Here is a 12,278-nt window from a genome sequence, read left to right as displayed (position 1 = left end):
CGGAACTCGGGCATCCGCCCGCTAAAGGTTAATCACAACCAATAAAGCAATTAATAAAATAATCACAACACTGGTAATAATTTTTAAAGTTGCCATGGAAAAAACAGGCTTAATGGAAGGGTCTTCGGAACTTACTGAAATCAAAGGCGCTTCTGTCGCTTTGACATCGCTAAAAATTTCACTGTAAGCGGTAATATCTAACCCAACAATTTCAGCGTAGTTCCTGAGATATCCACGTTTAAACGGGTCTAGGGACGTGATGTCGAGTTGGTCACTTTCCAAATAGGCCAAATGCTCAGCACCAACCTTGAGTTTCTCAGCGACTTCGTCAATTGACCAACCTTTTGCTTCACGCGCTTTTCTCAGTGCGTTCGCCAGTCGCGTGGCATCTACGGTGTTTTCTGGGCGGGATTCTTCTGTTTGTTCATTAACCATTTAACTGATCCAAATTGATGGTTTGAAGGGTTCTTTTGGTACGATCTTTCACTTTTCCTGCCAATTGACCACAGGCGGCATCGATATCATCTCCACGTGTTTTACGCACAGTACAATTAATACCTGATGCCATCAATACATCCTGAAAGCGGTGAACGGCATTATTCGATGAACGCTGATAAGGTGCATTAGGAAACGGATTGAAAGGAATCAGATTCACTTTACAGGCCAAATCTCCTAACAATGCAACCAATTGATTGGCATGTTCAACACGATCATTTACCTGATCTAACATCACATACTCTACGGTCACATGCTTTTTACTATGACCACCCTCAACATAACGATGCAATGCTGGCATCAAAACTTCCAATGGATATTTTTGATTGATGGGCACTAGCTCATCACGTAACGCATTATTCGGTGCATGCAATGAGATGGCCAAACTGACATCCAGTGCTGCCTTAATTTTATCAATGGCAGGAACCACTCCGGCGGTACTAATGGTAACACGGCGTTTGGATAAACCATAACCATGATCATCCATTAAAATTCGCGCAGCCGGAAAGGTATGGGTCACATTTAATAATGGTTCTCCCATCCCCATAAAAACAACATTGGAAATCACTCGGTCTTCTTTAGGCTTACACCCTAGCGCTTTATTGGCAACCCACATCTGCGCAACGATTTCCCAGTTTTCCAAATTACGGTTAAACCCTTGCTGCCCCGTTGAACAGAAGCTGCATTCCAAAGCACAACCCACTTGGGATGAGATACATAAAGTGCCCCGACTTTTTTCAGGGATAAAGACCGCCTCAACACAATTGTGATGGTCGACTTCCAACAACCACTTAATGGTGCCATCACTGGATCGTTGTTCAGAGACGATCTTAGGCGTTCGAATCACAGCCGTGTCAATCAGCTTCTGTCGTAAAGCCTTACTCAAATTGGTCATCTCGTTAAAATCGGACACACCAAACTGATGAATCCACTTCATCACTTGAGCGGCTCTAAATGGCTTTTCGCCAATTTTGGCAAAAAAGTCCACTAAACTGGCATAATCCATTCCCAGCAAATCGGTTTTTGCCGGTAGCTCACTGCCTTCTGACAGCACTTTCAGATTTGAGGGTTGAGTTGCCATAGTCATGTTCGGTTAATAACAGGCATTGAGTTAGCTGACATCAGTCGTTATTTCTATTTCACTAAAAAAATAACGAATTTCCCGTGCTGCACTCTCGACTGAATCAGAGCCATGCACCGAATTTTGTTGCATCGACAGTGCAAAATCTCTACGAATCGTCCCTTCCTCTGCTTTTTCTGGATCGGTCACGCCCATCACTTCACGGTTTTTAGCAATGGCATACTCGCCTTCCAATACCTGAACAACAATCGGCCCTGCCGTCATATTTTTAATCAAGGTGTCATAAAAAGACTTGCCCGCATGCTCTGAATAAAACCCAGCGGCTTGTTGTTCTGTCAACTTGACCATTTTTGCAGCGATGATTTTCAAACCATTTTTTTCCAGGCGCGCCATAATTTCACCCACTAAATTCCGTTGAGTGGCATCAGGTTTAATAATCGAAAATGTTCTTTGCAGCATTCCATCAACCTTCGTTAACCCGAGTTAACTTTTCTAAAATATTAATCTGATTATTTTAACAACCTCGCCCCACCTTTGCATGAATAAACACTAAAAGATTTTGTGCTTAATGGCATTTCAGCAGTATAAAAGCAAAAAACCCCGGCAAGGCCAGGGTTTATTTAATATCCAAACGCTGAATTCAAGCTTAAACCGAAAAAGACTCTCCACAACCACAACTGTCTTTGACATGCGGATTATTAAATACAAACCCTTCACTGAGCAAGCTTTCTTTAACATAGTCAAGCTCCATGCCATCAATTAGAGGCAGACTTTTTTCAGGCACAATCACCTTCACGCCATAGCTTTCAAAGACCTGATCCTGATCGGATATCTCATCCGCATAACCCACTTCATAAGAAAACCCTGCACAACCACTGGTTTTGGTACTGACCTTTAACCCTAACCCATGTCCCCTTTTGGCAATCATGGTATTCACTCTATCAGCGGCTGCCTGTGTTAATGTCACTGCCATTATCCATTCCTTCTTTGTTTCATTCGCTAAGCGACCCCAAACGCAACTTTTTGCTGAACCGCTTTTTGTTCAATCACCTGTTGAAGCGAAACACTCACTAAAAATTGTTGAATCATATCACTTAAGTCAGCCCATAACTCGTGTGACAAACATTGATTGCCGCCTTGGCAATTGGCTCGACCTTGACATCGACGGGGCTCTAAGTCTTCGTTAACAGCGGCAATAATTTCACCCACCGAAATCTCTTCGGCGCTTCGACTGAGTCGATAGCCACCACCCGGCCCTCGTGCACTTAAAACCAATCCAGACTTTTTAAGCTTTGCAAAAATTTGTTCCAAATAAGACAACGAAATCGCCTGCCTTTCTGAAATCATCGCCAATGTAATTGGACCCTTTGCTTGATTCAGTGCAATATCCAACATTGCGGTGACAGCATACCGGCCTTTTGATGTGAGTTTCATAGCGCCCCTTTTCCACTGTTAAGCGTAATCCTCTAATGAATCGATATCTTACAATAACCTAGTATTTTACTCAAGATTTATCCCGATCCATTTCAGATTTAATATGGGCCTGCTGTTCAGGGTCACCTGGCTCTAAAACAGCATCTTCCAGACTCGGTAAATCGACATGCGTATCTTCGCCACCCAACCTTTGAACTTGCTTATTTAAGAGCTCTAATTGTTCGTCCTGACTCTGCACATGATCCAACAAACTATAAATCGCTTTTTCCACCGGGTCTTCAACATTTTGACTCACACCATAAGCATCAAAGCCAATTTTTTGTGCCATTTTTTGACGACGTTTTTCTTTTTCTGATAAGTTCGTTTCGACAACTCGCCCAGGAATTCCAACGACGGTTTGCCCAGCGGGTACCGGCTTGATGACCACTGCATTCGATCCAATCCGCGCATCGTCTCCAATTTCAATCGGGCCTAATACTTTAGCACCCGCACCCACCACAACTCGATTTCCCAGAGTGGGGTGACGCTTACCTTCATTCCAACTGGTCCCCCCCAATGTAACGCCATGATAGATGGTACAGTCATCACCAATTATTGCAGTTTCGCCAATGACCACCCCCATTCCGTGATCGATAAAAAAGCGTTCCCCGATAGTGGCTGCTGGATGGATCTCAATCCCGGTTAACCAACGAGCCAGGGCTGAAATAAATCGCGATAGCCACTTTAGCCCTTTCTCCCATAACCAATGAGAAACTCGATACCATAGAATCGCGTGTAATCCAGGATAGGTGGTCAAGACTTCAAACGTATTTCTCGCAGCAGGGTCTCGATCAAAGACCGATCGAATATCATCTCTAATTCTTTTCAGCATCACTTTCCTTTTTAAACGCTTGCAATTGATCGGCTTGCCGTTGTGCCGCTGTCAAAATACCTCTTAAAATATCCACCTCTTTGACATCTAATTGACTCCGATTAAACAAGCGACGCATGCGTCGCATAAACCGGGCATTCTTTGCCGGATCTAAAAATTCAATATCTTGTAGCGCTTGATAGAGGTGATCATAAAGCCCTTCCATCCGTTCACCACTGGCCAATTGATGACGATAGCCTTCTGCCTGATGAACACTCTTAATTTCTGTTGCCATCAATAGTTCATAAACAAACACCTGTACCGCAGCAGCAATATTGAGAGAACTATAGGTTGGGTTGGTCGGAATATGTGCTAAATAGTGACATTTATCCATTTCGGCATTACTCAGACCCGAATCCTCACGCCCGAATAAAATGGCAACTGGTGCGGCAGTCTCACTCGCATTCAAAGTTTCCATAGCCAAGGTCGCAGTTTGCCGGACATCTAATTGCGGCCAAGAGACTTTGCGCATTCTAGCACTGGCTCCCACCACCAATTGACAATCGGCAACCGCAGCATCCAGTGAGTCAACTTTGACTGCCGAATCCAACACATCCGCCGCCCCAGAAGCGCGTGCTGAAGCCACTTGAGAAGGAAATTCCTTCGGGTTCACTAACACCAGCTGACTGAGTCCCATGTTTTTCATTGCCCGCGCCACAGCACCAATATTGCCAGGATGCGATGTTTCTATCAGCACGATTTTAATCTTTGCCAAATTTGGGTGGCTTCTATAATCTTCTATCATCAATTTTCCGTTATAATTCTTTTATTCTTTGACAAACCCTATCGCCCAACCCGAAAACAGGCAATCTATAGGGAATATTTTAACAACTGGAAACCACCTTATGCACCCAATTTTAAATATCGCCACCCTCGCAGCCAAACAGGCTGGCGAGTTTATCGCTGACCAGCTCAACCACATTGACCAACTTAACATTCAAGAAAAAGGTCGTCACGACTATGTCAGCGAAGTGGACAAGCGCGCTGAAAAAATCATTATCGACTGTATTCGTAAATATTACCCTGATCACAGCATCAAAGCTGAAGAAAGTGGTCACCATCAAACCGAATCGGATTTTGAATGGATTATTGATCCGCTTGATGGCACCACCAACTTTCTGCATCAGTTTCCAGTGTTTTCCGTTTCCATCGCGGTCACCGAGAAAGGCCGATTAATGCATGGCGTCATTTATGATCCCTTAAAAGACGAATGCTTTTCCGCTTCGAGAGGGGAAGGTGCGCGCATGAATAATTACCGCATCCGTGTCAGTGAGCAATCCACATTACAAAATGCGCTGATGGCCACGGGCATTCCGTTTCAAGAGCTTGACTATGTTGATGCCTATTTAGCCAGCTTAAAACAATTTATGCTCAATACCGCTGGCATTCGTCGCGCTGGTTCCGCAGCATTGGACTTAGCTTATGTCGCTTGTGGTCGCGTTGATGGCTATTGGGAACTCAATTTGAAACCTTGGGATATCGCTGCGGGCGCACTCATCGTCCAAGAAGCCGGTGGACTGGTCACCGACTTTAAAGGTGGTAATGATTATTTGAAATCCGGCAATCTCATTGCGGCCAACAGCAAAATGCTAAAAGCCATGGCCAAAATCATCGGTCAAACCATTCCTGAACAATATCGCCAATAAAACAACCAGGCCTGGTTTTTTTTAATCCGTCTTGAGTGCGCAGGACATTAATAATGCATCCTCGCGCACTTTTACCAATTCGCCATCCTGATAATCCCAAGCAGCGTAATAATTGGGGCGAATCCCATTTTGAACAAAACCAAGGGACTCATACAAGCCGATAGCCGCATTAGACACCCGCACTTCAAGCAACATAATCTGATAATTTGCGGCGCAGAAATGCTTCTGCAACGCTTGCAATGCAACACGCCCAATGCCTTGACGTTGACATTTCGGTGCCACACAAAAATTCAGTAAATGCACCTCATCCAATACTGTCAAAAAACACGCATACCCTAACTTATGTTGTTGGGCATCACAAAAGACATAAGCCAGACCATCATCCAACGCTTGCTCAAACCCACGACGCGACCAAGGAAAGTCATAGGCCTGCTGCTCGATTGACAATACCCAATCCAAATCCAGCTCCGTCATGGGTCGAAAGAAATCATAGCCCTTCATTAACTGAAAGCGCCTTTGACAAACTTAGCCAATGCCATTGGCTTGACACAAAATTTGATAGAGGGATTTTTTAGCCTCTGCAGAAGTGAATAGCTGTTCAAAGCTGGGCAAATCGATCAACTCCGCTCCAGCTTGTAAGTCCTCAATAATTGCCGTATTTCGCTCAAAGACAAACACCCGATCAACCCCCAAATCAATAATGGTGTCTAAGGCATTCATTATTGCTTCTTCGCTTTGACAAAGTTGAGAATCCACAAAATGGAGTTCGGATATTGAACGATCAAACGCTTTTAAGATATTCAACGTGAGTTGCCATTCCGGCCGTTGTGGGTTTTGCCAAATATCCGCCAAACCTGCACCCACCCAAACCCAGGGTAATGAATTTAGTGCCACCGCTTCAGTCGATGCGGTAGAACTTTCATCATGGATAGAAGTCGTATTGTCTATAGGAGGTTGTGAAATGTTTGTCTGAGTTGCAACCGCCTCCAGTTCAGTATTAGATTCTGACTGCTGCGTTACCTTCAAACCTTCAGAAAAGAAACCAGGCCTGGCTTTCCAAAGCGGCAAGCCTAATGCTGAAAAAAATGGCTGATTCAAACCCATTGGCACCAATTAAACAGCCGCGGCTTGCGGATGAGCTTTACGACCTGGGTCAAGCAACTTATTCAACGCATTGATATAGGCTTTGGCAGATGCGGTGACGATATCGGTATCCGCTCCCTGACCATTGACAATGCGACCGGCTTTCTCCATGCGGACCGTCGTTTCACCCAAAGAATCGGTACCATTGGTGACATTACTGACAGAATACAACTCTAAGCTGGCGCCAGAGTTTACTAACTGTTCAATGGCTTTAAAGGTCGCATCAACCACACCGCCGCCGACAGCAGATGCTGTTTTTTCTTCACCGGCAACCCACAAAGTAATTTCAGCAGAGGGTTGGTCGCCCATTTCGGTATTGGCCTTTAGCGCAATTAATCGGAAAGTTTCATTTTCAACGCGGCGGGTATTGTTATCGGTCACTAACGCCTGTAAATCCTCGTCGTAAATTTCATGTTTACGATCCGCTAAATCTTTAAAACTGACAAACGCATCACTGAGCTCTTGTTCGGTCTCAAACTCAATACCAAGCTCTTTTAAACGCGCTCGGAAAGCACTTCGCCCTGAGTGTTTGCCTAGCACCATTTTATTGGTGCTCCAGCCGACATCTTCCGCACGCATAATTTCATAGGTCTCACGATGCTTCAGTACACCATCCTGATGAATACCCGATTCATGTGAAAAGGCATTGGTGCCGACAATCGCTTTATTCGGCTGCACAGCAAAGCCAGTAATCCCAGCTACCAGACGAGAGGCTGCTAGAATCTCAGGCGTATAAATGCGACTATCCACCGTAAAGATGTCTTGACGGGTACGTACAGCCATCACCAATTCTTCTAATGCCGTATTCCCCGCACGTTCGCCCAATCCATTAATGGTACACTCAACCTGTCGAGCACCCGCACTGACTGCCGCGAGTGAATTGGCGACTGCCAAGCCTAAGTCATTGTGACAATGGGCTGAAAAAATAGCTTTATCGGCATTAGGAATACGGTTCAACAATTGTTCAAACAAAGCGCCAAACTGCTCTGGAATATTGTAACCCACCGTATCGGGGATATTAATCGTGGTCGCCCCCGCATCAATGGCAGCTTCGATCACACGACATAAAAAATCAATATCCGACCGTCCGGCATCCTCTGGCGAGAACTCAACATTGTCAGTAAAGTCACGCGCACGCTTGACCGCCCAAACGGCTCTTTCCACCACCTGATCAGGTGACATCTTGAGCTTTTTTTCCATGTGAATGGGTGACGTGGCAATAAAGGTATGAATCCGTCCCGATTCGGCAGGCTGTATGGCTTCGCCAGCACGGACAATATCATTTTCCACCGCCCGGGCCAAACCGCAAACGGTGACATCTTTCACCGCGCTCGCCACCGCATGGACGGATTCAAAATCCCCTTGACTGGCGGCCGGAAACCCAGCTTCAATCACATTGACACGAAGCTTTTCTAATTGTTTGGCGATACGAACCTTTTCTTCCTTGGTCATGGAAGCACCGGGACTTTGCTCCCCATCCCGTAAAGTGGTATCAAAAATTATCAATTCGTCTTTCATAGTTGTGCTGCTCTCTAATCGGGCTTGGTTTGTTTAGGAGTTGAGTCGGCATTCGCGGCCGGATCATCGGTCGGCGCTTGCACTTCGGAGGGCGAGGTGTGTTTTTTGGCTTGTCGACGCAATGTTCGTTTTTGTTGAATCATTCGTAACGTCAATAAAGGGCCAGAAATAAAATAGCCTAAAAACAAACCAAACAAAATCATGGCCGGCTTAATGGTAATCACCACAAACACTAACACGATCACAAACAAGGTCACAAACGGTACCTTACCTTTTAAGTTGAATTCTTTAAAGGAGCTAAAACGAATATTGCTGACCATCATTAACCCAGAAAACAGGGTTAGCACCAGCACAATGATCGACTCAATTCCGGTTTCTATCTGATTGGTTTCAATCATCCACACAAATCCGGCCAAGAGTGCCGCCGCTGCAGGACTGGGCAACCCTTGAAAATAGCGTTTATCCGCGATACCGACCTGAGTATTGAATCGAGCAAGACGCAAGGCAGCGCCAACTGAATAGATAAAGGCAATCAACCAGCCTAACTTTCCGAAATCTTGAAGCGCCCACTGATACACCAACAATGCTGGCGCCAACCCAAAGGATACCATGTCGGCTAAGCTATCATATTCCGCACCAAATGCACTTGATGAATTGGTCATGCGTGCAATCCGGCCATCCAAACCATCAAAAATCATCGCCACAAAAATAGCGATCGCCCCCAACTCATACTGGCCATTCATCCCAGCAATAACAGCATAAAACCCACCAAACAACGCCAAGGTTGTCATCAGGTTAGGAAGGAGGTAAATGCCTTTTTCAAATGGTTTCATAGCGCTCATTTATTATCATTGATTAGCGTCAACCATGTTTGATCATGATCAACAACCCGCGAGTGGACACATCAGTTTAGCAAGTAGATGCCCTAATAACAACGGGTAAAAAAGGCGTTTATTCTAGCTACAAAACCGCGTGGATACAAGCGTTATTGTCAGCGTAAAAACACCAGGCCGGGTTATTTTCGAAGCCTAATCCGCCCCCTAAATGACCTCTCCTCGGCCGATTGCAAAGTAGCGAAAGCCATGCGCCGCCATCACCGAATGTTCATAAATATTTCGGCCATCAAAAACCACTGGGCGCTTCATGACTTCCGTCATTCTGTCATAATCCGGGCTCCAGAATCGACGCCACTCGGTGAGCACCATCAATGCATCCACATCTTCGAGAGCATCATACATATCATCCACCAGTGTCACACCAAATCTATCGCCCCAATATTCGCTAAATGCTGGGCCTGCCTTTGGATCATAAGCCACCACTTCGGCCCCTTGCGCAATTAACGCTTCAATGGTTTTGACACTGGGCGCATTATCGACTGTGGCGGTATTCGGTTTAAATGACAGCCCCCAAATACCGATTTTCAAGCCGCGCAAATCATTCTTAAAGAAGCGCCAAGCTTTACGAAACAGCACTTCTTTTTGAATTTCATTGTTTTGCAACACTACTTTTAATAAATCCGCATCATAGCCTTTAGACTGAAAACTGCCCACCAACGCTTCCACATCCGCTGCAAAATTAGGCCCACCAAAACCACACCCTGGAAATAAATAACTAAAACCAATTCGAGAATCCGACCCCAATCCTTGGCGCACTTCTTCAATATCGATATTGTAATGCTCGGCATTATTGGCCAATTCATTCACCAGGCTGATTCGAGTCGCCAAAAGGGCATTCACGGCATACTTGGTATATTCCGCCGCCCGCGTCGACATAATTTTGACCTGATCTGTCACATGATTAAACGGGCGCATCAAATCTCTGAGCAACCGTATGGCTTCTTTATCAGATCCTCCAAGAATGACACGAGAGGGTTTTGAAAAATCATTAATGGCAGACCCTTCACTGATAAATTCGGGCATAGAAACCACCGCTGCTTTGGCAACCAAGCCCCGCTCGGCAAAAGCTAATTTAATGGATGCCTGAAATCGATCTGCAGTGCCGACCGGAAAGGTACTTTGATTGACCACCACCACATCTTTACGGGCGGTCTTACCAATTTCTTCAATGACTTTCTCTGCACGATCTGCACGCCAAGAAGGCATACTCAAAATATAAACATCCCCATGCATGATCCCTGCTTGCCAATCAGACTCAAAACTCAGACGTCCCTCTTGATATTGACTTTTAATCAATTGATCCAGGCCAGGCTCTTCACGTGGCAAAATTCCCTGTTGCAAATCTTCAACCTTAAGATTGCCAACCGGCAGCGACATCACTTCATTACCCGTATGCGCCAGCAAACCGGCCGTCACCAAGCCACTTAATTCACACCCAAATACTGAAACTTTCATTTTGCTACCCTATCGATTAATGCTTTTGTCGAACTATCAAACCCCTCAGCTAAAGCGGGCTCTTTAATGGCACTGTAAGCTTCCTTAGCAATCAGCTTCCCTAACTCAACGCCCCATTGGTCAAATGGGTTAATCTCCCAAATCACCCCTTCAACATAGGTTTTATGTTCATACAACGCGATTAACATCCCCAGCGTTTTGGGAGAAATGGTTTTCATTAGAATCGTATTCGACGGCTGATTGCCTGGATAATGTTTAAACGGCGAATCAAATGCCGATTTCAGCGACTCTGGAATCGCATCATCCCCCAACATTAACACACGCGACTGGGCAAAGCAGTTGGCCATGGCTAACTCATGCTGATGACGCAAGCTTTCATTGCGTTCCGATTGCGACCCTTCTTCAATATCGTCCCGCTCAACGGGCGCAATAAAGTCACACATCACGGCTTGCGTACCTTGATGCAGAAGCTGGTAAAAAGCATGTTGCGCATTTGGCCCCACTTCACCCCATAGAATAGGACAAGTACGGTAAGCGACTTTTTCGCCCGAACGCGCCACCGATTTTCCGTTACTCTCCATCACCAACTGCTCTAAATAGGATGGAATATATTTCAACCGCGCATCATAAGGCAGAATGGCTTTATCATGGATATTTAAAAAATTCACGTTCCAAACATCAATTAACCCTAAAACCACCGGAATGTTCTGAGCCAAGGGAGCTGTGGCAAAATGCTGATCCATAATATGCGCCCCTTGCAATAGCTCTCTAAACCGCTTCATACCGATTTTTAGAGCAATGGGCAACCCGATTGCTGACCACAAAGAATAACGACCACCGACCCAATCCCAAAATAACAATTGATTCTCAGGTGGAATACCCCATTCCGTCATTTTGTCGGGTTTGGTTGAAACTCCGATAAAGTGTTGTGCATAAATAACGGCATCATCCTCAATACACTCTTGAAGCCAGTCTTTAGCCGTTTCAGCATTAGATAAGGTATCAATGGTGGTAAAGGATTTCGAAGCGAGAATAAATAGCGTGGTTTCTTGTTTCAGACTTTTTAATAAGTTAGACGTTTGTGTGCCGTCAATAGAGGAAATGAAATGCAGGTTGACTGGAGAGTCAATGGTTTGCAAACTGTGCGTAATCATTAAAGGCCCTAAGTCCGACCCACCCACTCCGATATTCACTACATCAGTAATGGGCTTACCGCTGTATCCTCGCCAGTGTTTAGACCGAATCTTTTCAGCCATCACCGCCATTTTCTGCAAAGCCTGCTCAACGTCTGGCTGTACCTTAGCGGCTTCACCCGTCACGTCATATCCATGCGCTCTTAAAGCCGTGTGTAAAGCGGGACGATCCTCGGTATCATTGACTTTTTCTCCAGTTAATAAAGCCTGAATCGCTGCGGGTAGCTTCTGTTGTTCAGCTAGATTAATCAAATGTTCGAGGGTTTGTTCAGAAATACGATTTTTAGAAAAATCGACATACAAATCATCGAGTTCAAGTGAGAACTTTTCTGTTCTCGATGTATCTTCAAATAATGCCGACAAATGCGCCGACCCCATTCCTGAGTCACAATGTACTTGTAAAGCCTGCCAAGCAGGGGATTGTTCAACGCCCATTCGATCTCCTTAAAAACTTACGACCCAATCGGCCAATTCTCTCTTCAGCTAGCCGCCCCAGAGAAAACATCC

General features: G+C 45.3%; 14 protein-coding genes. 1 reads left to right on the top strand and 13 read right to left on the bottom strand.

The window, feature by feature from the left end; genetic code table 11:
- Positions 1-21: 21 nt before the first annotated feature.
- The 7 genes from CYQ88_RS00685 to CYQ88_RS00655 form a co-directional block, all read right to left on the bottom strand.
- Positions 22-435, bottom strand: coding sequence for a RodZ family helix-turn-helix domain-containing protein (locus CYQ88_RS00685; protein WP_101839373.1), 414 nt, complete (start codon positions 433-435; stop codon positions 22-24).
- Positions 428-1,576, bottom strand: a complete 1,149-nt coding sequence (rlmN, locus tag CYQ88_RS00680; protein WP_101839372.1) for a 23S rRNA (adenine(2503)-C(2))-methyltransferase RlmN — start codon at positions 1,574-1,576, stop codon at positions 428-430. The genes CYQ88_RS00685 and rlmN overlap by 8 nt, the downstream gene beginning before the upstream one ends.
- A 30-nt stretch (positions 1,577-1,606) precedes the next feature.
- Positions 1,607-2,035: a nucleoside-diphosphate kinase gene (gene ndk, locus CYQ88_RS00675; RefSeq protein WP_101839371.1), complete on the bottom strand. Its 429-nt coding sequence runs from the start codon at positions 2,033-2,035 to the stop codon at positions 1,607-1,609.
- 187 nt (positions 2,036-2,222) lie between these two features.
- Positions 2,223-2,549, bottom strand: a complete 327-nt coding sequence (locus tag CYQ88_RS00670; protein ID WP_101839370.1) for an iron-sulfur cluster assembly accessory protein — start codon at positions 2,547-2,549, stop codon at positions 2,223-2,225.
- Between the two features lie 26 nt (positions 2,550-2,575).
- A complete protein-coding gene (locus CYQ88_RS00665) occupies positions 2,576-3,010 on the bottom strand; it encodes an Rrf2 family transcriptional regulator (RefSeq protein WP_101839368.1) in 435 nt (144 codons plus the stop codon).
- A gap of 70 nt (positions 3,011-3,080) precedes the next feature.
- Positions 3,081-3,881 (bottom strand): serine O-acetyltransferase, encoded by an 801-nt coding sequence (gene cysE, locus CYQ88_RS00660; RefSeq protein WP_101839367.1) that lies wholly within the window; start codon positions 3,879-3,881, stop codon positions 3,081-3,083.
- The gene (locus tag CYQ88_RS00655; RefSeq protein WP_101839366.1) at positions 3,865-4,665 is read right to left on the bottom strand and encodes an RNA methyltransferase; all 801 of its coding nucleotides are present in this window, start codon (positions 4,663-4,665) and stop codon (positions 3,865-3,867) included. Before CYQ88_RS00655 ends, cysE begins: the two co-directional genes overlap by 17 nt.
- Positions 4,666-4,765: 100 nt before the next feature.
- Here CYQ88_RS00655 and CYQ88_RS00650 point away from each other — a divergent pair, with 100 nt between their 5' ends.
- On the top strand, positions 4,766-5,566 hold the full coding sequence (locus tag CYQ88_RS00650; RefSeq protein ID WP_101839364.1) for an inositol monophosphatase family protein: 801 nt from the start codon (positions 4,766-4,768) through the stop codon (positions 5,564-5,566).
- Positions 5,567-5,587: 21 nt separating this feature from the next.
- Here CYQ88_RS00650 and rimI read toward each other — a convergent pair whose 3' ends face one another.
- The 6 genes from rimI to pgi form a co-directional block, all read right to left on the bottom strand.
- A complete protein-coding gene (gene rimI / locus CYQ88_RS00645) occupies positions 5,588-6,067 on the bottom strand; it encodes a ribosomal protein S18-alanine N-acetyltransferase (RefSeq protein WP_101839362.1) in 480 nt (159 codons plus the stop codon).
- A 24-nt stretch (positions 6,068-6,091) separates the two neighbouring features.
- The gene (locus CYQ88_RS00640) at positions 6,092-6,664 is read right to left on the bottom strand and encodes a hypothetical protein (protein ID WP_143483740.1); all 573 of its coding nucleotides are present in this window, start codon (positions 6,662-6,664) and stop codon (positions 6,092-6,094) included.
- A gap of 15 nt (positions 6,665-6,679) precedes the next feature.
- Positions 6,680-8,227 (bottom strand): 2-isopropylmalate synthase, encoded by a 1,548-nt coding sequence (locus tag CYQ88_RS00635; RefSeq protein WP_101839360.1) that lies wholly within the window; start codon positions 8,225-8,227, stop codon positions 6,680-6,682.
- A 14-nt stretch (positions 8,228-8,241) separates the two neighbouring features.
- Positions 8,242-9,060 (bottom strand): CDP-diacylglycerol--serine O-phosphatidyltransferase, encoded by an 819-nt coding sequence (gene pssA, locus CYQ88_RS00630; protein ID WP_199170132.1) that lies wholly within the window; start codon positions 9,058-9,060, stop codon positions 8,242-8,244.
- Positions 9,061-9,267: 207 nt separating this feature from the next.
- On the bottom strand, positions 9,268-10,578 hold the full coding sequence (locus CYQ88_RS00625; RefSeq protein WP_101839357.1) for a UDP-glucose/GDP-mannose dehydrogenase family protein: 1,311 nt from the start codon (positions 10,576-10,578) through the stop codon (positions 9,268-9,270).
- Positions 10,575-12,206: a glucose-6-phosphate isomerase gene (gene pgi / locus CYQ88_RS00620; RefSeq protein WP_101839356.1), complete on the bottom strand. Its 1,632-nt coding sequence runs from the start codon at positions 12,204-12,206 to the stop codon at positions 10,575-10,577. The genes CYQ88_RS00625 and pgi overlap by 4 nt, the downstream gene beginning before the upstream one ends.
- Between the last annotated feature and the right edge of the window lie 72 nt (positions 12,207-12,278).

This window comes from Hydrogenovibrio sp. SC-1, from assembly GCF_002848135.1.
In the GTDB taxonomy this organism is placed as follows: domain Bacteria; phylum Pseudomonadota; class Gammaproteobacteria; order Thiomicrospirales; family Thiomicrospiraceae; genus Hydrogenovibrio.
This window is presented reverse-complemented; position numbering and strand designations above follow the sequence as displayed.